We start from the raw sequence: 22,677 nt of genomic DNA on the forward strand, positions 1-22,677 counted from the left end.
TACCAGCGTCGTCGAAGGTATCAACAACACCATCAAGGTCATCAAGCGTCGAGCTTACGGGTACCGCGACGAGGAATACTTCTTCCTCAAGATCCGCGCCGCGTTCCCCGGTAATCCTCGATGAACCAAAAAAAAGCCGGCCCAACCGGGCCGGCTTTTCGTCTGTGCCGAAGCAGCGTGACGCTTAAACCTGCGCGCCTGCGTTGGGATCATCCGGATCGTGCGCGGACTTCTTTTCCTTGATCAGGTCTTCGCGCTTGATGCCGAGCCACATCGCGAGCGAACCCGCGACGAACACCGACGAGTAGATGCCGAACATGATGCCGACCGTCAGCGCGAGTGCGAAGTAGTGCAGCGTCGGGCCGCCGAAGAAGAACATCGACAGCACCATCATTTCGGTCGACGTGTGCGTGATGATCGTACGCGACATCGTGGTCGTGATCGCGTGGTTGATCACTTCCTGCACGCTCATCTTGCGTTCGCGGCGGAACGTTTCGCGGATCCGGTCGAAGATGACGACCGACTCGTTGACCGAGTAGCCGAGCACCGCGAGGATCGCCGCGAGCACCGCCAGCGAGAACTCCCACTGGAAGAACGCGAAGAAGCCGAGAATGATCACGACGTCGTGCAGGTTGGCGATGATGCCCGCCACTGCGTACTTCCACTCGAAGCGGAACGACAGGTAGATCACGATGCCGATCACGACGCACGCGAGCGCGAGCAGGCCGTCGGTCGCGAGCTCGCGGCCGACCTGCGGGCCGACGAATTCGACGCGTTGCAGCGTGACGTCCGGGCTCTGTGCCTTCAGCGCGCCCATCACCTGGTCGCTCTGCTGCGCGGACGTGAGGCCTTCCTTCAGCTGCAGGCGGATCAGCACGTTGCGCGACGTGCCGAAGTTCTGCACCTGCGCGTCGGCGTAACCGAGCTTGCCGAGCGTCGCGCGCACGGGTTCGAGTTCGGCGGCCTGCTGGTACTGCACCTCGATCACCGTACCACCGGTGAATTCGACGGACAGGTGCAGCCCGCGGTGGAACAGGAAGAACACGGCGGCGAGGAACGTGACCAGCGAGATCACGTTGAACACCAGCGCGTGCCGCATGAACGGAATGTCTTTACGGATGCGGAAAAATTCCATGGTCTTCTCCGGGGCCTTATTGGGTCGAGCCCGGTTTCTTCGGCGACACGCCTTGCTGCGCGCGGTTGCGCAGCTGCGGCTTGCCGGTGCGCGGCGCGTTGCCCTTCGCGGGCGCGGCGAGCTTCGCGGCACGCGCGGTGTCGGTGGAATCGTCCGCATCGGTGAACGATGCGGCGGCAGCGGCGCCTTCCGGCTTCCACACCTGGCCGATCGCGAGCGACTTCAGCTTCTTGCGACCGCCGTACCAGAGGTTGACGATCCCGCGCGAGAAGAACACCGCGGAGAACATCGACGTCAGGATACCGAGGCAGTGCACGATCGCGAACGCGCGAACCGGGCCCGAGCCGAACGCGAGCAGCGCGAGGCCGGCGATCAGCGTCGTGACGTTCGAGTCGAGAATCGTCGCCCATGCATGCGCGTAGCCGGCCTGGATCGCGGTCTGCGGCGGCTGGCCGGCGCGCAGTTCTTCACGCACGCGCTCGTTGATCAGCACGTTCGAGTCGATCGCCATACCGAGCGCGAGCGCGATAGCGGCGATACCGGGCAGCGTCAGCGTCGCCTGCATCAGCGACAGCACGGCGACGAGCAGCAGCAGGTTCACCGACAGGCCGATCACCGACACCACGCCGAACAGCATGTAGTACGCGATCATGAACACGGCGATCGCGCAGAAGCCCCAGATCACCGAGTGGACGCCCATCTTGATGTTGTCGGCGCCGAGGCTCGGGCCGATCGTGCGTTCCTCGATGATGTCCATCGGCGCGGCGAGCGAACCGGCGCGCAGCAGCAGCGCGAGGTCGGCTGCGGCCTGCGGCGTCGGCTGGCCCGTGATCTGGAAGCGGTCGCCGAGTTCCGACTGGATCGTCGCGACCGTCAGCACTTCGCCCTTGCCCTTCTCGAACAGCACCATCGCCATCGGCTTGCCGATGTTCTCGCGCGATACCGCGCGCACCGAGCGGCCGCCCGCCGAATCGAGGCGGATGTTGACCGACGGACGCTGGTGTTCGTCGAAGCCGGCCGATGCATCGATGATGCGGTCGCCGGTGAAGATCACGTCCTTCTTCAGCAGCACGGGCGCCTGGATGCCCTGCGTGAACAGCTCCTCGCCCGGCGGAACGGGGTCGTTCGGGTTCGGGTGCGTGTTGATCGGGTCGGCGAGGCGCGCCTCGAGCGTCGCGGTGCGGCCGATGATGTCCTTCGCCTTCGCGGTGTCCTGCACGCCCGGCAGCTCGACGACGATGCGGTCGCTGCCTTGCTGCTGGAGGATCGGCTCGGACACGCCGAGTTCGTTCACGCGGTTGTGGAGCGTCGTCAGGTTCTGCTTGAGCGCGGCGTCCTCGACGGACTTCTGCACGGCCGGCGTAAACGTGCCGACGACCTGGGTGCCGCCGCCGCCGGGCTGGGTCGCCCATTGCAGTTCGGTGATCGACAGCGCGAGCACCTTGCGGGCGTCTTCCGCCGTCTGCGCATCGCTGAAATTGACGACCACGGACTGGTCGACGCGGCTCACGCCGCCGTCGCGGATGTTCTTGTCGCGCAGCAGCGTGCGCGCGTCGGACGCGTCGGAATCGAGCTTCTTCGTGAGCGCGCCCGTCATGTCGACCTGGAGCAGGAAGTGGACGCCGCCACGCAGGTCGAGGCCGAGATACATCGGCAGCGCGTGCAGCGAGGTCAGCCAGCGCGGCGACGCGCTCTGCAGGTTCAGCGCGACGACGTACTGCGGATCGTTCGGGTCGGCATTCAGCGACTTCTGCAGCAGGTCCTTGACGCGCAGCTGCGTATCGGTGTCCTTCAGGCGCACGCGGATGTTCGCGTTGGTCGCCGTGTTCTCGAAGGTGACGTCGTCCGGCGTGATCTGCGCGGACGCGAGCGCCGATTCGACCTGGGTCAGCGTGGTCGAGTCGAGCTTGACCGTGGCCTTGCCGCTCGACACCTGCACCGCCGGCGCTTCGCCGAAGAAGTTGGGCAATGTGTACAGAAGGCCGATGGCGAGCGCCACGACCATCACGACATATTTCCAGAGTGGATAACGATTCATGAGGGAGCCGAACGGGTGGTTGGCGTGAAAGCGTCGCGTCCGGCGCCGCGGCGGCCCGCTCTCTCAGGCGGGCACGGCGCGGGGAGCCGGACGCTCGGTGAAGGGCTTACAGCGACTTGATCGTGCCCTTCGGCAGAATGGTCGTGACCGCAGCCTTCTGCACGGTGATTTCGGTGCCTTCGGCGATCTCGACGCCGATGTAGCCTTCGGTGACCTTCGTCACCTTGCCGACGAGGCCGCCGCTCGTGACGACTTCGTCGCCCTTGGCCATGGCCGAAAGCATGTTGCGGTGCTCCTTCTGACGCTTCATCTGCGGACGGATCATGATGAAGTAGAGCACGGCGAACATCAGAATGAGCGGCAGGAAGCTCATCAGGCTCGATTCGGCGCCACCGGCACCTTGCGCGAAGGCATTGGAAATGAACGGCACGTTGGTCTCTCCGTAGGGGAAGATCGAAAAATAAGCCGGTTATTCTACCACCGGCCCCATGTGCAAACGGCTTGGCAAATGCGCTTTCGGATCAAGCTGTTAAAGCGCGAACCGGTACCGTTGTGACTCGTTTGGAAAGGCAATTGTAATATTTGGCGGTCGGATTCGACAGTTGGGACGCGTTATTTAGTACACGTCCCATGTGACGGGCCGCGGCGCGGGCGGCCGGCCCGTCAGTCGACACCTCTCGCGCGATCCTCCGCGAAGCGCTGGCGGAACGCGTCGAACGTGTGCGTCTCGATCGCCTCGCGGATCTCGCTCATCAGCTGCAGGTAGTAGTGCAGGTTGTGGATCGTGTTGAGCTGCGCGCCGAGGATTTCGCCGACGCGGTGCAGGTGATGCAGGTAGCCGCGCGAGAAGTTCTGGCACGTGTAGCACGTGCAGCTCGCGTCGAGCGGCTTCAGCGAGTTCTTGTGCGTCGCGTTGCGGATCTTCACGTCGCCGAAGCGCGTGAACAGCCAGCCGTTGCGCGCATTGCGGGTCGGCATCACGCAGTCGAACATGTCGACGCCGTTCGCGACGCCCTCGACCAGGTCCTCCGGCGTGCCGACGCCCATCAGGTAGTGCGGCTTGTTGGCCGGCAGCTTCGGGCCCACGTGGCGCAGCACGCGCATCATGTCTTCCTTCGGCTCGCCGACCGACAGCCCGCCGATCGCGAGGCCGTGGAAGCCGAGTTCCGCGAGGCCGGCGAGCGATTCGTCGCGCAGGTCCTCGAACATCCCGCCCTGGACGATCCCGAACAGCGCGTTCGGGTTGCCGAGCCGGTTGAACTCGTCGAGCGAGCGCTTCGCCCAGCGCAGCGACATGCGCATCGAGTCGGCCGCTTCCTTGTGCGTGGTCGGCACGCCGTCGGTTGCGTACGGCGTGCATTCGTCGAACTGCATCACGACGTCGGAATTCAGCACCTTCTGGATCTGCATCGACACTTCCGGCGACAGGAACAGCTTGTCGCCGTTGATCGGCGACGCGAACGTGACGCCGTCCTCGGTGATCTTGCGCAGGTCGCCGAGCGAGAACACCTGGAAGCCGCCCGAGTCGGTCAGGATCGGCTTGTTCCAGCCCATGAAGGCGTGCAGCCCGCCGTGCGCGTCGATCGTGTCGAGGCCCGGGCGCAGCCACAGGTGGAACGTGTTGCCGAGGATGATCTGGGCCTTGATCTCGTGCAGCTCGCGCGGCTGGATCGCCTTCACGGTGCCGTACGTGCCGACCGGCATGAAGATCGGCGTTTCGACCACGCCGTGGTTGAGCTTCACGCGGCCGCGGCGCGCATGGCCGTCGGTCGTCAGCAGTTCGAATTCGAGCCCGTTGGCCGGGCGGTCCTGCACGGGGGCGTGCGTATCGTGCGTATCGTGGGATGAACCTTCGGTCATCGCGTTATTCTCCTCGCTACCGGAAAACAGTCCGGCGCATGTTGGAAACGCCGCCGGCAGTCCGGCGACGGGGAAAAAGGGGACGCGCCATCGTAGCGCGCGACGGACGAACGGCGGCCCCGTTGCATGCGGGCCGTCGCGCCTGCCGCGCTTACGCGCGCGGCGCCTCCGGCGTGTCGCGCCGCGTGAGCAGCATCGCGTCGCCGTAGCTGAAGAAGCGGTAGCGTTGCTCGATCGCGTGCCGGTACGCGGCGCGGATCGTCTCGACGCCCGCGAACGCGGACACGAGCATCAGCAGCGTGGACTTCGGCAGGTGGAAATTCGTGACGAGCCGGTCGACCACGCGGAAACGATAGCCGGGCGTGATGAAGATGTCGGTCTCGGCCTGCGTGGCCGCGAGCGGGCGGCCCGCTTCGTCGGCCGCGCGCGCGGCGGCTTCGAGCGCGCGCATCGACGTCGTGCCGACCGCGATCACGTTGCCGCCGCGCGCGCGGGTCGCGGCGATCTTGTCGACGAGCGACTGCGGCAGGTCGTACCACTCGCTGTGCATCTTGTGCTCGGCGATGTTGTCGACGCGCACCGGCTGGAACGTGCCGGCGCCGACGTGCAGCGTCAGCGTCGCGCGTTCGACACCCATCGCGTCGAGCCGGTCGAGCATCGGCTGGTCGAAGTGCAGCCCGGCCGTGGGCGCGGCGACCGCACCCGGATTGCTCGCGTAGACGGTCTGGTAGCGCGTCTCGTCGGTCGAATCGGGATCGTGCTCGATATAGGGCGGCAGCGGCAGGCGGCCGAACTGCTCGATCAGCTCGAGGCACGGCGCGGAGAAGTTCAGCGTGAAGAACGGCTCGACGCGCTCGCCGACGGTCACGTCGAACGCATCGGCGAGGCGCAGCTTCGTGCCGGCACCCGGCGACTTGCTCGCGCGGATCTGCGCGAGCGCCGTGTGCGTACCGGTCACGCGCTCGATCAGCACCTCGATCTTGCCGCCACTGGCCTTCTGGCCGAAGAACCGCGCCTTCAGCACCTTGGTATCGTTGAAGACGAGCAGGTCGCCGGCCGCGATGCACGACGGCAGCTCGGCGAAATGGCGGTCGACGAGGCGCGCGGGCTCGACGGTGCCGTCGACCTCGAGCAGGCGGCTCGCGGTGCGATCGGGCAGCGCGGTTTGTGCAATCAGCTCGGGCGGCAGATTGAAATCGAAATCGGAAAGCGTGAACATGCGGGCTGGTTCGAAGCGGCCGGCGGGCGTCGCCGGCAGGGCGGAAACGCGTAAATGGGGCGCGCGAGCCGCTATGATGACGGGATGCGCGGCCTGGCCGGCGTCGTTCGTTCGGACGACGTGAAAGCCGCTATTGTACTTGCCTTGCGAAGCACCCAGACGATCCGATGCCTGTGTCACCACGCCGTTCCCCCGCCGCCGTTGCCGATTCCGCCGATCCGTTCGACGCGGAGGATGCCGCGCCGCCCGTGCAAGACGCGGCGCCGCGCGCCGTGCCGCGCCGTGCCGGCCCGAAGCGCGGCGCCGACGGCAGGCTCGCGCAGCCGGCGGCCGCCGCGCCCGATGCCGATGGCGCCGCGGTGAGCGATGAAGCGGGCGATGAAGCGGGCGCGGCCGGTGCAGCCAGCGCGAAGCGCAAGAAGAAGCCTGCCGCCGACAAGCCGGTGAAGACCGTCGACAAGCTCGCGAAACTCGGCCTCACGCGCTCGATCGATCTCGTGCTGCATTTGCCGATGCGCTACGAGGACGAAACCACGCTCACGCCGATCGGCGAGCTGCTGCCGGGCGGCATCGCGCAGGCCGAAGGCGTCGTGTTCGACAACGAGGTCGCATTCCGGCCGCGCCGCCAGCTGGTCGTGAAGATCCAGGACGACGACGGCGAGCATCTCGTGCTGCGTTTCCTGAATTTCTACGGGTCGCAGGTCAAGCAGATGGCCGTCGGCCAGCGGCTGCGCGTGCGCGGCGACGTGCGCGGCGGCTTCTTCGGGATGGAGATGGTGCATCCGGCGGTGCGCGTCGTCGAAGCGGATGCGCCGCTGCCGCAGGTGCTCACGCCCGTCTATCCGAGCACGGCCGGCGTGTCGCAGGCGTACTTGCGCAAGGCGATCGAGAATGCGGTCGAGCGCACGCCGCTGCCCGAGCTGCTGCCGCCCGAGATCCAGCGTGATTACCTGAAGCCGCTCGACGTGCCGACGCTCGAGCAGGCGGTGCGCATCCTGCACCACCCGCGCGTCGATTCCGACGAAGCCGCGCTGATGGACGGCTCGCATCCGGCGTGGACACGCATCAAGTTCGAGGAACTGCTCGCGCAGCAGCTGTCACTCAAGCGCGCACACGAGGAGCGCCGCACGCGCGCGGCGCCCGCGATGCCGCGCCGCACCGCGAGCGATGCCGATGCGCTGACGACCCGGCTCTATGCCGCGCTGCCGTTCACGCTGACGGGCGCGCAGGCGCGCGTCGTCGACGAGATCGCGCGCGACCTCACGCTCGCGCACCCGATGCAGCGGCTGCTGCAGGGCGATGTCGGCAGCGGCAAGACGGTCGTCGCGGCGCTGGCCGCCACGCAGGCGATCGACGCCGGCTACCAGGCCGCGCTGATGGCGCCGACCGAAATCCTCGCGGAACAGCACGCGCGCAAGCTGCGCGCGTGGCTCGAGCCGCTCGGCGTCACGGTGGCGTGGCTCGCGGGCAGCCTGAAGGCGAAGGACAAGCGCGCGGCGATCGAGGCGGCCGCGCTCGGCACCGCGCAGCTCGTGATCGGCACGCACGCGATCATCCAGGACACGGTCGAATTCGCGCGGCTCGGCCTCGTGATCGTCGACGAGCAGCACCGCTTCGGCGTCGAGCAGCGTCTCGCGCTGCGCGCGAAGGCTGCGAACGCGGCCAACGGCGCGCGCGACTTCCAGCCGCACCAGTTGATGATGTCGGCCACGCCGATTCCGCGCACGCTCGCGATGACGTATTACGCGGATCTCGAGGTTTCGACGATCGACGAGCTGCCGCCGGGCCGCACGCCCGTGCTGACGCGCCTCGTCGGCGATGCTCGGCGCGAGGAGGTGATCGCTCGCGTGCGCGAGGCCGCGCTGACCGGGCGCCAGGTGTATTGGGTATGCCCGCTGATCGAGGAGAGCGAGACGCTGCAACTGCAGACGGCCGTCGAGACCTACGAGACGCTGGCCACCGCGCTGCCCGAGCTGAAGGTCGGGCTCGTGCACGGCCGGCTGTCGCCGGCCGACAAGGCCGCCGTGATGGAGGCGTTCACGCGCAACGACGTGCAGCTGCTCGTCGCGACGACCGTGATCGAAGTCGGCGTCGACGTGCCGAACGCGTCGCTGATGGTGATCGAGCACGCGGAGCGTTTCGGCCTCGCGCAGCTGCACCAGCTGCGCGGCCGCGTCGGGCGCGGCACCGCCGCGTCGGTGTGCGTGCTGCTGTACACGGGGCCACTGTCGCTGACCGGCCGCGAGCGGCTGAAGACGATGCGCGAGACGACCGACGGCTTCGAGATCGCGCGGCGCGACCTCGAGATCCGCGGCCCCGGCGAATTCCTCGGTGCACGCCAGTCGGGCGCGGCGATGCTGCGCTTTGCGAACCTCGAGACCGACGGCTGGCTGATCGACCCGGCCCGCGAAGCCGCGACGCGGCTGATTGCCGCGTATCCCGAGATCGTCACGCAGCATCTCGCGCGCTGGCTCGGTGCGCGGGAGCAGTACCTGAAGGCCTGATCCGCGGGTTGGGGCCGGATTTAAAACCGCCGTTCGACGCATTCCGATGCAGAGAAACTTGGCGAACCGGTGCCACAGGGTGTATAAATTAAACCTATCGCCTGTATATCTCTGATTGACCCACAATGACGCTGACTGAATTGAAATACATCGTCGCGGTCGCGCGCGAACGGCATTTCGGCCGCGCGGCCGAAGCATGCTTCGTGAGCCAGCCGACGCTGTCGGTGGCGATCAAGAAGCTCGAAGACGAGCTCAACGTGCAGATTTTCGAGCGCGGCGCGAGCGAAGTGAGCGTAACGCCGATTGGTGACCAGATCGTCACGCAGGCACAGCGCGTGCTCGAGCAGACCTTCGCGATCAAGGAGATCGCGAAGCAGGGCAAGGATCCGCTGGTCGGTCCGTTCCGCCTTGGCGTGATCTACACGATCGGGCCGTACTTGCTGCCGACGCTCGTCAAGCAGATGATCCAGCGTGTCCCGCAGATGCCGCTGATGCTGCAGGAAAATTACACGCTCAAGCTGCTCGAACTGCTGAAGCAGGGTGAGATCGACGCCGCGATCATGGCGCTGCCGTTTCCGGAAACCGGCCTGATGGTGCGCCCGCTGTACGACGAACCGTTCGTCGTCGCGCTGCCGGCCGGCCATCCGTGGGAGAAGCGCGAGGAAATCGACGCCGAGGACCTGAAGCAGGAAACCATGCTGTTACTCGGCAACGGCCACTGCTTCCGCGATCACGTGCTCGGCGTGTGCCCGGAGCTGATGCGCTTCTCGCAGACGGCCGACGGCATCCAGAAGACTTTCGAGGGCTCGTCGCTCGAAACCATTCGCCACATGGTCGCGAGCGGTGTCGGCATCACGGTGCTGCCACGGATGTCGGTCGCCGAAGTCGGCCCGCGCGCGAACGGCCCCGATGCCGAGCTGCTGTCGTACGTGCCGTTCAACGAGCCGGTGCCCGACCGCCGCGTGGTGCTCGTGTGGCGCAAGAGCTTCACGCGGATGCCCGCGATCGACGCGATCAGCGACGCGATTTCCGCGTGCATGCTGCCGGGCGTCGCGAAGCTCGACATGCCGGCGACGATGAACTGACAAGCATGCCGCATGCGCGTGTGACAGCACGATGAACGGGGTCTTGCGACCCCGTTTATTTTTCTCTATCGCATAGATTAAATTAATCAAATTCAAGTAATTGATAGGTGTATATAGAATCCTCTACATGGATCGGCGTCATGTCGACGGGCGATCCGCACGTTGAGTGCAAGCGCCAAGGGAGGATGTCATGATGCGATCGGTATTGCAGCACGCGCAGCGGAACATCCCGTCGCGCGACGCGGTCGTACATCGCGCCAGGGCGGCGGTTCGCAGCCTGCGCCCGATTGCGTTCGCGTACCTGGCGGATCGTGTGTATGGTGGCTGAATGCCGCCGCGCGCCGGTTCAGTGTTCCCGCGATTCACCCGCCGTCAAGCCATGAGGGAGCATCGCATGTCCGAAAGCTGGAATACCGCCCGCAGCGCCGGCACGACGCCTGCCGGCAGCCGGTTCCCCGAGCGTCCCGCCTGCGGCGCACCGCAGCGGGAGCGCGCGTTACAGGCCACGCACGACATCCCGTAGTACGACAGGAGGACCAACCTGTTCCGTTTCCCATCCCCGCAATGACACTCCACCCGCCGCGCCCGGCATGCCGCCGGAGCGAACCGGTGGAGTCATACGAGCAAGCCAAGGAGAAATCGCATGTCGAACGAAACGAAGTGCCCGTTCAACCATACCGCTGGTGGCGGCACGACGAACAAGGACTGGTGGCCGAATCAGCTCAACCTGAACATCCTCCACCGGCATTCGGCGCTGTCCGATCCGATGGACAAGGATTTCGACTACGCGGAAGCGTTCGGGAAGCTGGACCTCGCGGCGGTGAAGAAGGACCTGCACGCGCTGATGACGACGTCGCAGGACTGGTGGCCGGCCGACTTCGGCCATTACGGCGGCCTGTTCATCCGCATGGCCTGGCACAGCGCCGGCACGTACCGCACGGCCGACGGCCGCGGCGGCGCGGGCGGCGGGCAGCAGCGCTTCGCGCCGCTCAACAGCTGGCCGGACAACGTCAGCCTCGACAAGGCACGCCGGCTGCTGTGGCCGATCAAGCAGAAGTACGGCCGCAACATTTCGTGGGCCGACCTGCTGATCCTGACCGGCAACGTCGCGCTCGAATCGATGGGCTTCAAGACCTTCGGTTATGGCGGCGGCCGCGTCGATACGTGGGAACCGGACGACGTCTACTGGGGTTCGGAAAAGATCTGGCTGGAACTGAGCGGCGGCCCGAACAGCCGCTACTCGGGCAAGCGTGACCTCGAAAGCCCGCTCGCCGCGGTGCAGATGGGCCTCATCTACGTGAACCCGGAAGGCCCGGACGGCAACCCCGACCCGGTCGCCGCCGCGCATGACATCCGCGAGACGTTCGCGCGCATGGCGATGAACGACGAAGAGACGGTCGCGCTGATCGCGGGCGGCCACACGTTCGGCAAGACGCACGGCGCCGGTCCGGCCTCGAACGTCGGCGCCGAGCCGGAAGCCGCGGGCCTCGAAGAGCAGGGTCTCGGCTGGAAGAGCACGTTCGGCACGGGCAAGGGCAAGGATGCGATCACGAGCGGCCTCGAAGTCACGTGGACGTCGACGCCGACGCAGTGGAGCAACGACTTCTTCAAGCACCTGTTCAGCTACGAGTGGGAGCTCACGAAGAGCCCGGCCGGCGCGCACCAGTGGGTCGCGAAGGATGCCGGCGACGTGATCCCGGATGCGTTCGACGCGTCGAAGAAGCATCGCCCGACGATGCTGACGACCGACCTGTCGCTGCGCTTCGATCCGGCCTACGAGAAGATTTCGCGCCGCTTCTACGAGAACCCGGCCGAGTTCGCAGACGCGTTCGCGCGTGCATGGTTCAAGCTCACGCACCGCGACATGGGTCCGCGTGCCCGCTATCTGGGCCCGGACGTGCCGGCCGAGCATCTGCTGTGGCAGGACCCGATCCCGGCCGTCGACCACAAGCTGATCGACGACGCCGACGTCGCCGCGCTGAAGGCGAAGGTGCTCGCATCGGGCCTGTCGGTGTCGCAGCTCGTGTCGACCGCATGGGCGTCGGCTGCAACGTTCCGCGGCTCGGACAAGCGCGGTGGCGCGAACGGTGCGCGTATCCGCCTGGCGCCGCAGAAGGACTGGGAAGTGAACCGTCCGGCTGAACTCGCGAAGGTGCTCGCGACGCTCGAAGGCGTGCAGAAGGCGTTCAACGATGCGCAGACGGGCGGCAAGAAGGTGTCGCTCGCCGACCTGATCGTGCTGGCCGGTGCGGCCGGCGTCGAGCAGGCTGCGAAGAACGCGGGCGTCGCGGTGACGGTGCCGTTCGCACCGGGCCGTGCGGATGCATCGCAGGAAGAGACCGATATCGAAGCGATGGCCGTGCTCGAACCGGTCGCGGATGGCTTCCGCAACTTCCTGAAGCACGCGTACAAGACGCCGGCCGAGGCGCTGCTGGTCGACAAGGCGCAACTGCTGACGCTGAGCGCGCCCGAGATGACGGTGCTGGTCGGTGGCCTGCGCGTGCTCGGTGCGAATGCGGGCGACGCGAAGCACGGCGTGTTCACCGATCGTCCGGAAGCGCTGACGAACGACTTCTTCGTGAACCTGCTCGACATGGGCACGGAATGGAAGCCGGTGTCGGCCGCGAACGACGTGTTCGAAGGGCGCGATCGCGCGACGGGCAAGGTCAAGTGGACGGGCACGCGTGTCGACCTGATCTTCGGCTCGCATGCGCAACTGCGTGCGCTGGCCGAGGTGTACGGCAGCGGGGACGCGAAGGAGAAGTTCGCACGCGACTTCGTCGCGGCCTGGAACAAGGTGATGAACCTCGACCGCTTCGACCTCGCGTGAGCATCGCCGTGCAGTAGTGCGGCGACGCAGTAACGGGAAACGGCCGGTCGTCCGACCGGCCGTTTTTTTCAGATTCTGAGTTTTGTTGAAGGAGTGGTGATCATGACGCAAATGATGCAGAACATGCGCGCTGCACTGGCGCCGAAGGTGCGGGCGCCGGCCGAGATCGCGCGATACGTCGTCGGATCCGCGATCGTCATCGGCGGTGCGGCCGAACTGGTGTCGCAGGCGCTGCACGCGATCGCGGCCGCCTGAGCGCGGCGTTTCACGCGCCACGTTGCAGTGGCGAGCCATGCGTGCGGGTGGTGCGGTGTCGGTAGTACGGTATCAATAGGCAGGTAACCCGATTCGCTTTCGTTGCTCTGATTCATTGAATAAGGAGTCCGGAACATGGCCAGGAAGAATCACGCTACCCGGATCAACATCGGCATCAGCGACAAGGACCGCAAGAAGATCGCTGAAGGCCTGTCGCACCTGCTCGCCGACACGTTCACGCTGTACCTGAAGACCCACAATTTCCACTGGAACGTCACGGGCCCGATGTTCAACACGCTGCACCTGATGTTCGAGGTGCAGTACAACGAACTGTGGCTCGCGGTCGATTCGGTTGCCGAACGCATTCGTACGCTCGGCGTCGTCGCGCCGGGTACCTTCGGCGATTTCGCGAAACTGTCGTCGGTGCCGGAGCGAATGGCGTGCCGGCGGCCGAAGACATGATCCGCCAGCTCGTCGAAGGGCACGAGGCCGTCGTGCGTACCGCACGTGCGATCTTTCCGCTTGCCGATGCGGCGAGCGACGAGCCGACCGCTGATCTGCTGACGCAGCGCCTGCAAATTCATGAAAAAACCGCGTGGATGTTGCGGTCGCTGCTCGCGTAGGCATGCAACGCGCGACTGGCTGGCGGAAGCCCGCGCACACCGCTCCGGCCCTGATTGATCCGCACGCATCGGGCCGTGACGAGGCCGGTGCGCTGGCTCTGTCCCTTGATTGATGTGTGGTGCGGCTCGGCCAGGTGTGGCGGGCGCTGGCGGCACGCTGGCGTCAGGCAGCCGCCGGCCATGGGCCGCCCCGACATGACGCGAAGCACCGCTCGGCTCTAAAATGCCGGGGTTATCTTCCCGGTGCTTCGCCATGCTTGCCCGCTTTCCCCTGTATCTGCGGCTCGTCCGGATGGACAAGCCGATCGGCAGCCTGCTGCTGCTGTGGCCGACGCTCAACGCGCTGTGGATCGCGTCCGACGGCCATCCGCGCTGGCCGCTGCTCGTGATCTTCTCGCTCGGCACGCTGCTGATGCGCTCGGCCGGCTGCGCGATGAACGACTACGCCGACCGCGATTTCGACCGCCACGTGAAGCGCACGGCCGACCGGCCGCTGACGTCGGGCAAGATCCGTGCGTGGGAGGCCGTTGCGATCGCGGTCGGGCTCGCATTCATCTCGTTCCTGCTGATCCTGCCGCTCAACACGCTGACGAAGGAGCTGTCCGTCGTCGCGCTGTTCGTCGCGGGCTCGTATCCGTTCATGAAGCGGTTCTTCGCGATTCCGCAGGCGTATCTCGGCATCGCGTTCGGCTTCGGCATCCCGATGGCGTTCGCGGCCGTGCAGGACACGGTACCGACGATCGCGTGGGTGATGCTGGTCGCGAACATTTTCTGGTCGGTCGCGTACGACACCGAATACGCGATGGTCGATCGCGACGACGACATCAAGATCGGGATCCGCACGTCCGCGCTGACGTTCGGCCGCTTCGACGTCACGGCCGTGATGGCGTGCTATGCGGCGACGCTCGGCATCTACGTGTGGATCGGCGTGACGCTCGGCTTCGGCCTCGCGTACTGGGCCGGCTGGGCGGCGGCGGTCGGCTGCGCGCTGTATCACTACACGCTGATCAAGGGCCGCGAGCGGATGCCGTGCTTCGCCGCGTTCCGGCACAACAACTGGCTCGGCGGCGTGCTGTTCGCGGGGATCGCCGCGCATTACCTGCTGGCGGGGCTGGCGGGCAACTGAAGCGCCCGCGCGCCGGCGCGCGATGCCCAAAAAAAAGCGGCCTCGGCCGCTTTTTTGTTGCCGGTGCCGGAAGGGAAACCCGGGCGGTCGCGGCGCTTACGCGCGTCCGAGCTCGTCGCCCATTTCCTTCGCACGCGCTTCGGCTGCGAGCGCGCCGCGCACGATCGCATCCTTCACGCCTTGCGCGTCGAACGATGCGAGCGCGGCGGCCGTCGTGCCGCCTTTCGACGTCACGCGCTCGCGCAGCACGCTCGCCGGCTCGCCCGATTGCGCGGCGAGTTGCGCGGCGCCCGTGAACGTCGCGACCGCGAGCGCGCGGCCCTGTTCGTCGTTCATGCCGAGCTGGCGCGCGGCTTCCTGCAGTGCTTCGATGAAATAGAACACGTACGCGGGGCCGCTGCCCGAAATGGCCGTGACGGCATCGAGCTTCGACTCGTCGTCGAACCACACGATCTCGCCGACCGCGCCGAGCACGTTCGACGCGAGTTCGCGGCCCGCCGCATCGACACCCGGCAGCGCGGCGAGGCCCGTCACGCCCATGCCGACCAGCGCGGGCGTGTTCGGCATCGTGCGCACGATGCGTGCGTAATCGCCGAGCCAGCGCGCGAGATCGCTGCCGCGGATGCCGGCCGCGATGCTGATCACGAGCTGCGACTTCAGGTGCGGCGCGAGCGCCTGTGCGACGTCCTTCAGCACTTGCGGCTTCACCGCGAGCACGACCGCGTCGTAGTCGGCGAGCGTCGCGTCGACGGCCGCGCCGGTGCGGATGCCGAACTGCTGCGCGGCGCGCGCGCGCACCTCTTCGTTGACGTCGATGGCATACAGGCCGTCAGCGGCGACGCCGCGCTTGATCAGGCCGCCGATCAGGGCCGCGGCCATGTTGCCGCCGCCGATGAATGCGATTTTCATGGTGTCCGAATGAGCAAGTGAGTGAACGGGAAGTCGGAAAAGGGCGGAAAAGGGCGCGGCGTTCAGTGCGAGTAATCGCGCGCGCCGAAGATCGCGGTGCCGACGCGCACGATCGTCGCGCCTTCGAGCACGGCGGCGTCGAGATCGGCGGACATGCCCATCGACAGCGTGTCGAGCGGCAGGCCGTCGGCGCGCAACGCGTCGAACAGCGCACGCAGCGCGCGATGCGGCGTGCGTTGCGCTTCGGTGTCGCCGGCCGGTTCGGGAATCGCCATCAGGCCGCGTAGCCGCAGCGACGGCAGCGCGGCGACCGCGCGCGCGACCTCGGCCACATCGGCCGGCGCGACGCCGCTCTTCGACGCCTCGCCGCTGATGTTCACCTGCACGCACACGTTGAGCGGCGGCAGGTGCGCTGGGCGCTGTTCCGACAGGCGCTGCGCGATCTTCAGCCGGTCGACCGAATGGACCCAGTCGAAGCGTTCGGCGACGGGGCGTGTCTTGTTCGATTGCAGCGGCCCGATGAAATGCCATTCGAGGTCCGCGCGCAGGTCGGCGAGCGCGTCGATCTTGTCGACCGATTCCTGCACGTAGTTTTCGCCGAATGCACGCTGTCCGGCAGCATGCGCGGCGCGCACGTCGGCGGCGGGAAACGTCTTCGAGACGGCGAGCAGCGATACGGTGGCGGGATCGCGGCCGGCCGCGCGGGCGGCGTCGGCGATGCGGCGATGAACGGATTCGAGGCGGGCGGCGAGATCGGACATGACGGGCACGAAAGCAGGCACGGAAGCAGGCATGTAGAGGATGCGCCGCGGCACGCGACGCATCGATCCGCCCATTATACGGACGCCGGGCGCGAGGCCCGTGGCCCGCCCGTCATTCGCGCGAACAGGCCCTAGCCATACAGCAGATGCTCGACGAGCTGGATCCAGTGGGCCACCGGAATCTGCGTGCCGCTCTGCAGGTGCGCGATGCAGCCGACGTTGCCGGAGACGATCATCTGCGGTTCGAGCGCCTGCAGCTTCAGCAGCTTCTGCTTGCGCAACCGGTACGACAGCGACGGCTGCGTCAGCGAATAGGTGCCGGCCGAGCCGCAGCACAGATGGCTGTCGGCCGGCAGCCGCACGTCGATGCCGAGCGTCTCGAGCAGGCGTTCGACCTTGCCGCGCGACTGCTGGCCGTGCTGCAGCGTGCATGGCGGGTGGTACGCGACCGTATGGATCGCACGGCGCCGCGCAAGCGTCGCGAGCTCGGCCTCGAACGCAAGCAGCACGTCGGAGATGTCGCGCGTCAGCGACACGATGCGCTGCGCCTTTTCCGCGTAGGCCGGGTCGTCGCGCAGCAGGTGCGCGTATTCGAGCACCGTCGCGCCGCAGCCCGATGCGTTCATCACGATCGCCTCGACGCCCTGTTCGACATGGGGCCACCACGCGTCGATGTTGCGGCGCGCGTCGTCGAGCGCTTCGTCGTGATAGTTCAGGTGCAGGCGGATCGCGCCGCAGCAGCCCGCATCGGGTGCGACGACGGTCTCGATGCCGAGCGCGTCGAGCACGCGCGCGGTCGCGATGTTGATGTTCGGCAGCATCGACGGCTGCACGCAGCCGCCGAGCATCAGCATCTTGCGCGTATGCGTGAGGTGCGGCCATTCGAGCAGCCGCGTGCGCGGCGGCACCTTGTCGCGCAGCCGCTTCGGCAGCAGCGGACGCACGTGCTGGCCGAGCCGCATCACGGGCGAGAACAGCGCGGCGTTCGGCACGAGGCTCGCGAGCACGCGGCGCACGAGACGCTGCTGCACGGGGCGCTTCACCTGCGCCTCGACGTGCTTGCGGCCGATCTCGACGAGCCGGCCGTACTGGACGCCGGACGGGCAGGTCGTCTCGCAGCTGCGGCACGTGAGGCAGCGGTCGAGGTGCTGCTGCGTGCTGCGCGTGACGGGCGCGCCTTCGACCATTTGCTTGATCAGGTAGATGCGGCCGCGCGGGCCGTCGAGTTCGTCGCCGAGCAACTGGTAGGTCGGGCAGGTCGCGGTGCAGAACCCGCAATGCACGCACTTGCGCAAGATCGCGTCGGCCTCGTCGCCGTCGGGCGTATTGCGGATGAAATCGGCGAGGTTCGTTTGCATCGAGCCCTCAGAGATCAGGGTAGAGCCGGCCGCGGTTGAAGATGCGCGCGGGATCGAACGCGGCTTTCAACCCGCGGTGGATTTTCATCATCGGGGCGGGGAGCGGCGTGAACACGCCCGCGCTGCGGTCGTACGCGTCGCCCGCACGGAACAGCGTCGCGTGGCCGCCGGCCTGCTTGGCGCTCATCCGCACGGTCTGCGCATCGGCGTCGGTGATCCACCAGCGCTGCGCGCCGCCCCATTCCATCAACTGGGTGCCGGGCAGGTGCATCGGTTCGGTGATCGACGGCAGCGCGAGGCGCCACAGCGCATAGCCGGGCGGGATACCGTGGAAGAACGGGTCGGTATGCTCGCGCAGGCCGGCCCAGAAGCGCTCGGCCTCGACCGCGTCGACGACTTCGCCGCCGAGCAGCGTCTTCGCGGATTTCACGGCCGCTTCGGCGCCCGACAGGCGCAGCACGAGCGTGCCGTTGCGCCACGCGCTCGCGCTGACCGGCAGCGGATGGCCGCCCCATTCGTTGAGCTTGCGTACCGCGTCGGTCGCGGTCATCTCGAACTTCAGCGTGACTTCGGCCACCGGCATCGGCAGCACCTTGATCGACAGGTCGAGCATCAGCCCGAGCGTGCCGAGCGCGCCGGCCATCAGCCGCGACACGTCGTAGCCGGCGACGTTCTTCACGACCTGGCCGCCAAAGCGCAGCATTTCGCCGCGGCCGTTCATCAGCGTGACGCCGAGCATGAAATCGCGCGGTGCACCGCAGGTGGCGCGCCGCGGGCCCGCGAGGCCGGCGGCGACACAGCCGCCGACGGTGGCCGCGCGGCCGAAGTGCGGCGGCTCGAACGGCAGCATCTGGCCGCACTCGGCGAGGACGGTTTCAAGCTGCGCGAGCGGCGTGCCCGCGCGGACCGTGACGACGAGTTCGGCCGGGTCGTACGACACGACGCCCTGAAATGCGCGTGTGTCGAGAATTTCGCCCTCGAGCGCCTGGCCGTACCAGTCCTTGGTGCCGCCGCCGCGAATCCGCAGCGGGTGGCCGTCGGCACTGGCGGCGCGGATGCGCTCGGCCCATCCGGCGACGATGTCGTCCTCTTCCATGTTGTGTTGCTGCCTCGACTTGTTGTTCGGTCGATTGTACCGGGGTGGTGCGATTCCACATCGCGACTATCCCTAAGCCCAGTATTGCAGGCCGCATGCCTGCGCCGCCGCACGAACGGGCGCGCGGGCGCGTTCGTCCGCCGCGTGCCCGCTGCCGGCACGGGCCGCGGTACCGCGCGCAGCGCTCAGAAGCGCGGCAGGTCGGGGTGCGGCAGCAGCCCGCCGCGCACGTGCTGACGACCGTACTCGGCGCAGCGCGCGCGGGTCGGGATGCCCTTGTCCGGGTTCAGCAGCCCTGCCGGATCGAATGCGCGCTTGACCGCGAAGAATGCATCGCGCTCCTGCGGCGAGAACTGTACGCACATTGAATTGAGCTTCTCGATGCCGACGCCGTGCTCGCCCGTCACGCTGCCGCCGAATTCCACGCAGCATTCGAGGATTTCCGCGCCGAACTGCTCGGCGCGGTGCAGTTCGTCCGGATCGTTCGCGTTGTAGAGGATCAGCGGATGCATGTTGCCGTCGCCCGCGTGGAACACGTTGATGCAGCGCAGCCCGTAGCGTGTCTCGAGCTGCTCGATGCGCGCGAGCAGCGGGCCGATCGCGCGGCGCGGCACGGTGCCGTCCATGCAGTAGTAGTCGGCCGAAATGCGGCCGGCGGCCGGGAACGCATTCTTGCGGCCCGACCAGAAGCGCAGCCGCTCGTGTTCGTTGCGCGATACCTGGATGCGCGTCGCGCCATGCTCGCGCAGCACGGCCGTCATCCGCACGATCTCTTCCGCGACTTCTTCCGGCGTGCCGTCCGATTCGCACAGCAGGATCGCTTTCGCATCGAGGTCGTAGCCCGCGTGCGTGAACGCCTCGACGGCCTGCGTGGCCGGCTTGTCCATCATTTCGAGTCCGGCCGGGATGATGCCCGACGCGATGATCGCCGCGACGGCCTCGCCGCCCTTGACGACGTCGTCGAAGCTCGCCATCACGAGCTGGGCCGTTTGCGGCTTCGGGATCAGCTTCACCGTGACCTCGGTGACGATCGCGAACATCCCTTCGCTGCCGATCATCACGGCGAGCAGGTCGAGGCCCGGCATGTCGAGTGCGAGCGAGCCGAACTCGACGATTTCGCCGTCGATCGTCACCGCGCGCACGCGCATCACGTTGTGGACGGTCAGCCCGTATTTCAGGCAGTGGACGCCGCCGGAATTCTCCGCGACGTTGCCGCCGATCGTGCACGCGATCTGCGACGACGGATCGGGCGCGTAATACAGGCCGTACGGCGCGGCGGCCTCCGAGATCGCGAGGTTGCGCACGCCGGGCTGCACGGTCGCCGTGCGCGCGTACGGATCGACTTCCACGATGCGCGTGAAGCGGGCGAGCGACAGCACGACACCGAGCGCGATCGGCAACGCGCCGCCCGACAGGCTCGTGCCCGCGCCGCGCGGCACGATCGGCACCTCCATGCGGCGGCAGATCTGCACGATCCGCTGCACCTGCGATTCCGTTTCGGGCAGCGCGACCGCGAGCGGCAGGCGGCGGTACGCGGACAGGCCGTCGCATTCGTACGGCGCCGTGTCTTCGTCGCGGTACAGCAGGCAGTGCGTCGGCAGCACGGCCATCAGCGCCTGCACGACTTCACGCTGGCGCTGCGCGCGTGCCGCGCTCGACAGTTCGACGGGAGCGTTCATTGGGTCTCCTGCAGCAGGCGGCGCGGCATCGCGCCGCCGTCTCAGCACGTGAAAATCTTGCCCGGATTCATCAGGTTGCGCGGATCGAGCGCGAGCTTGATCGCCCGCATCGTGTCGATCGCGTTGTCGCCGTGCTCCTTCGGCAGGAAGCGCATCTTGTGCAGTCCGACGCCGTGCTCGCCCGTGCAGGTGCCGCCGAGGCGCAGCGCGCGCTCGACGATCCGGTCGTTGATGTGTTCGGCTTCGGCGATTTCCTCGGGCTTGTCGGGATCGATCAGGATCGCGACGTGGAAATTGCCGTCGCCGACGTGGCCGACGATCGGGCAGGGCAGCGACGATGCGCGCAGGTCGACTTCGGTTTCCTCGACGCACGCGGCGAGTTGCGAGATCGGCACGCAGACGTCGGTCGTCACCGCGCGGCAGCCGGGTTTGAGCTGCAGCATCGCGAAATACGCGTTGTGGCGTGCGGCCCAGAGGCGCGTGCGGTCTTCGGGGCGGGTCGCCCATTCGAAGCCCTGGCCGTTGTTCTGGCCGGCGAGCGCCTGCACGAGTTCGGCCTGTTCCTTCACGCCGGCCTCGGTGCCGTGGAATTCGAAGAACAGCGTCGGCGCTTCGGTGAGCGTCAGGTTCGAATGGCGGTTGATCGAGCGCACGGCGAGCGCATCGACGAATTCGACGCGCGCGATCGGCACGCCGATCTGGATCGTCTCGATCACGGTGCGCACCGCGTCGCCCATCGACGGGAACGTGCAGATCGCGGCCGATACGGCTTCGGGTAGCGGATGCAGGCGCAGCGTGATCTCGGTGATCACGCCGAGCGTGCCTTCGGAGCCGACGAACAGGCGCGTGAGGTCGTAGCCGGCCGACGACTTGCGGGCGCGCGAGCCGGTTTTCACCACGCGGCCGTCGGCGAGCACGGCGGTCAGGCCGAGCACGTTCTCGCGCATCGTGCCGTAGCGCACGGCGTTGGTGCCCGACGCGCGCGTGGCGGTCATCCCGCCGATGCTCGCGTCGGCGCCCGGGTCGATCGGGAAGAACAGGCCGGTGTCGCGCAGCGCTTCGTTGAGCGCCTTGCGCGTGATGCCCGGCTCGACCGTCACGGTCAGGTCCTCGGCGTTGATCGACAGCACGCGGTTCATTTCCGACAGGTCGAGCGATACACCGCCGCGCACCGCGAGCAGGTGGCCTTCGAGCGACGAGCCGGCGCCGTACGGGATCAGCGGGACGCTGTACAGCGAGCACAGCGACACGACCTCGCGCACGTCGTCCGCGCTGTGCGCGAACACGACGGCGTCGGGCAGTTGCGGGTCGAACGGCGATTCGTCGCGGCCGTGGTGCGCGCGGACGGCGTCGGCGGTCGACACGCGCTCGCCGAAGGCGGCGCGCAGCGCATCGAGCATGGCGGGTGGAAGCGGGCGGCGCGTGGCGGCCGGCGGGGCTGGGTGATTCACGAACGTCTCCTAGTCGATCCGGGTGAGCGCGTCCGCGCCGACCCGGCTCCCGTGCTGCAGGGTTTCGGCCCATTCTACGCTGTAACGCCCGCTGCGCCCGCCGCCGCGGGCTGCGATAATCGCGTTCGAACGCAACCGGGCCGCGTCGCGGCCGCGCACGAGAGGACATCCGCATGGGCAACCGCTTGAGCAAGATCGCCACGCGCACCGGCGACGACGGCACCACTGGCCTCGGCGACGGCCGGCGCATCGGCAAGGACGATACGCGGATTGCCGCGATCGGCGACGTCGACGAACTGAACTCGAACCTTGGCGTGCTGCTCGCCGAAACGCTGCCGGACGATATCCGCACGGCGCTCGTGACGATCCAGCATGACCTGTTCGATCTCGGCGGCGAATTGTGCATTCCCGGCCATACCGTGCTCGACGACACGCATCTCGCGCGTCTCGACCGCTGGCTCGCCGACTACAACGCGACGCTGCCGCCGCTGAAGGAATTCATCCTGCCGGCCGGCTCGCGCGCGGCGTCGCTCGCGCACGTGTGTCGAACCGTGTGCCGCCGTGCCGAGCGTTCGATCGTCGCGCTCGGGCGCACCGAAACGCTCAATGATGCGCCGCGACGCTACGTGAACCGGCTGTCGGACCTGCTGTTCGTGCTGGCGCGCGTGCTGAACCGCACCGACGGCGGATCGGACGTGCTTTGGGAACGCGGCCGTATCCGCTGACGCTTCGCCCCCTTTATCGCACT

Annotated in this window: 19 protein-coding genes and 1 pseudogene; 9 read left to right on the plus strand and 11 right to left on the minus strand. The window is 67.4% G+C overall.

The features are described from left to right. The coding region (locus HAV18_RS13995) for a transposase (RefSeq protein ID WP_143329487.1) at nucleotides 1-124 on the plus strand (124 nt) is incomplete at its 5' end. A gap of 60 nt (nucleotides 125-184) precedes the next feature. Here HAV18_RS13995 and secF read toward each other — a convergent pair. The 5 genes from secF to queA form a co-directional block, all read right to left on the minus strand. Further along, a complete protein-coding gene (gene secF / locus HAV18_RS14000; RefSeq protein WP_069247171.1) occupies nucleotides 185-1,135 on the minus strand; it encodes a protein translocase subunit SecF in 951 nt (316 codons plus the stop codon). Between the two features lie 16 nt (nucleotides 1,136-1,151). Beyond that, entirely contained in the window at nucleotides 1,152-3,173 is a 2,022-nt protein-coding gene (gene secD / locus HAV18_RS14005; protein ID WP_166956808.1) for a protein translocase subunit SecD, read from the minus strand. Nucleotides 3,174-3,279: 106 nt separating this feature from the next. Continuing rightward, nucleotides 3,280-3,603, minus strand: a complete 324-nt coding sequence (gene yajC, locus HAV18_RS14010; protein WP_048250795.1) for a preprotein translocase subunit YajC — start codon at nucleotides 3,601-3,603, stop codon at nucleotides 3,280-3,282. Nucleotides 3,604-3,836: 233 nt separating this feature from the next. Further along, nucleotides 3,837-5,033 carry a tRNA guanosine(34) transglycosylase Tgt gene (gene tgt, locus HAV18_RS14015; protein ID WP_166956810.1) on the minus strand — a complete coding sequence of 399 codons (1,197 nt, stop codon included), beginning with the start codon at nucleotides 5,031-5,033 and terminating at the stop codon, nucleotides 3,837-3,839. A 151-nt stretch (nucleotides 5,034-5,184) separates the two neighbouring features. Continuing rightward, on the minus strand, nucleotides 5,185-6,252 hold the full coding sequence (gene queA, locus HAV18_RS14020; RefSeq protein ID WP_166956812.1) for a tRNA preQ1(34) S-adenosylmethionine ribosyltransferase-isomerase QueA: 1,068 nt from the start codon (nucleotides 6,250-6,252) through the stop codon (nucleotides 5,185-5,187). A gap of 167 nt (nucleotides 6,253-6,419) precedes the next feature. Here queA and recG point away from each other — a divergent pair, with 167 nt between their 5' ends. From recG to ubiA, 7 genes and pseudogenes are all read left to right on the plus strand, one after another. Next, nucleotides 6,420-8,756: an ATP-dependent DNA helicase RecG gene (recG, locus tag HAV18_RS14025; RefSeq protein ID WP_166956814.1), complete on the plus strand. Its 2,337-nt coding sequence runs from the start codon at nucleotides 6,420-6,422 to the stop codon at nucleotides 8,754-8,756. 125 nt (nucleotides 8,757-8,881) lie between these two features. Next, nucleotides 8,882-9,841, plus strand: a complete 960-nt coding sequence (locus HAV18_RS14030; RefSeq protein WP_166956816.1) for a hydrogen peroxide-inducible genes activator — start codon at nucleotides 8,882-8,884, stop codon at nucleotides 9,839-9,841. A gap of 394 nt (nucleotides 9,842-10,235) precedes the next feature. Next, nucleotides 10,236-10,364: a hypothetical protein gene (locus HAV18_RS40170; RefSeq protein WP_279573914.1), complete on the plus strand. Its 129-nt coding sequence runs from the start codon at nucleotides 10,236-10,238 to the stop codon at nucleotides 10,362-10,364. Nucleotides 10,365-10,484: 120 nt separating this feature from the next. Beyond that, the gene (gene katG, locus HAV18_RS14035) at nucleotides 10,485-12,671 is read left to right on the plus strand and encodes a catalase/peroxidase HPI (protein ID WP_166956818.1); all 2,187 of its coding nucleotides are present in this window, start codon (nucleotides 10,485-10,487) and stop codon (nucleotides 12,669-12,671) included. 102 nt (nucleotides 12,672-12,773) lie between these two features. Beyond that, nucleotides 12,774-12,926, plus strand: coding sequence for a hypothetical protein (locus HAV18_RS14040; RefSeq protein WP_164462530.1), 153 nt, complete (start codon nucleotides 12,774-12,776; stop codon nucleotides 12,924-12,926). Between the two features lie 135 nt (nucleotides 12,927-13,061). Then, nucleotides 13,062-13,549, plus strand: a pseudogene (locus HAV18_RS14045) (Dps family protein). A 253-nt stretch (nucleotides 13,550-13,802) separates the two neighbouring features. Next, the gene (ubiA, locus tag HAV18_RS14050) at nucleotides 13,803-14,675 is read left to right on the plus strand and encodes a 4-hydroxybenzoate octaprenyltransferase (protein WP_166956820.1); all 873 of its coding nucleotides are present in this window, start codon (nucleotides 13,803-13,805) and stop codon (nucleotides 14,673-14,675) included. Nucleotides 14,676-14,771: 96 nt separating this feature from the next. Here ubiA and proC read toward each other — a convergent pair whose 3' ends face one another. The 6 genes from proC to HAV18_RS14080 form a co-directional block, all read right to left on the minus strand. Further along, a complete protein-coding gene (gene proC / locus HAV18_RS14055) occupies nucleotides 14,772-15,584 on the minus strand; it encodes a pyrroline-5-carboxylate reductase (RefSeq protein ID WP_166956822.1) in 813 nt (270 codons plus the stop codon). Nucleotides 15,585-15,646: 62 nt separating this feature from the next. Beyond that, entirely contained in the window at nucleotides 15,647-16,345 is a 699-nt protein-coding gene (locus tag HAV18_RS14060) for a YggS family pyridoxal phosphate-dependent enzyme (protein ID WP_166956824.1), read from the minus strand. A 131-nt stretch (nucleotides 16,346-16,476) separates the two neighbouring features. After that, a complete protein-coding gene (glcF, locus tag HAV18_RS14065; protein WP_166956826.1) occupies nucleotides 16,477-17,703 on the minus strand; it encodes a glycolate oxidase subunit GlcF in 1,227 nt (408 codons plus the stop codon). A gap of 7 nt (nucleotides 17,704-17,710) precedes the next feature. After that, nucleotides 17,711-18,799 carry a glycolate oxidase subunit GlcE gene (glcE, locus tag HAV18_RS14070; protein ID WP_166956828.1) on the minus strand — a complete coding sequence of 363 codons (1,089 nt, stop codon included), beginning with the start codon at nucleotides 18,797-18,799 and terminating at the stop codon, nucleotides 17,711-17,713. A gap of 185 nt (nucleotides 18,800-18,984) precedes the next feature. After that, nucleotides 18,985-20,478 carry an FAD-linked oxidase C-terminal domain-containing protein gene (locus tag HAV18_RS14075; protein ID WP_021163857.1) on the minus strand — a complete coding sequence of 498 codons (1,494 nt, stop codon included), beginning with the start codon at nucleotides 20,476-20,478 and terminating at the stop codon, nucleotides 18,985-18,987. A 41-nt stretch (nucleotides 20,479-20,519) separates the two neighbouring features. Beyond that, a complete protein-coding gene (locus tag HAV18_RS14080; RefSeq protein WP_166956830.1) occupies nucleotides 20,520-21,929 on the minus strand; it encodes an FAD-binding oxidoreductase in 1,410 nt (469 codons plus the stop codon). A 173-nt stretch (nucleotides 21,930-22,102) separates the two neighbouring features. Here HAV18_RS14080 and HAV18_RS14085 point away from each other — a divergent pair, with 173 nt between their 5' ends. After that, nucleotides 22,103-22,654, plus strand: a complete 552-nt coding sequence (locus HAV18_RS14085; protein WP_166956832.1) for a cob(I)yrinic acid a,c-diamide adenosyltransferase — start codon at nucleotides 22,103-22,105, stop codon at nucleotides 22,652-22,654. Nucleotides 22,655-22,677 lie beyond the last annotated feature (23 nt).

Origin of the sequence: Burkholderia sp. D-99 (assembly GCF_011605345.1) — a bacterium.
In the GTDB taxonomy this organism is placed as follows: Bacteria; Pseudomonadota; Gammaproteobacteria; order Burkholderiales; family Burkholderiaceae; genus Burkholderia.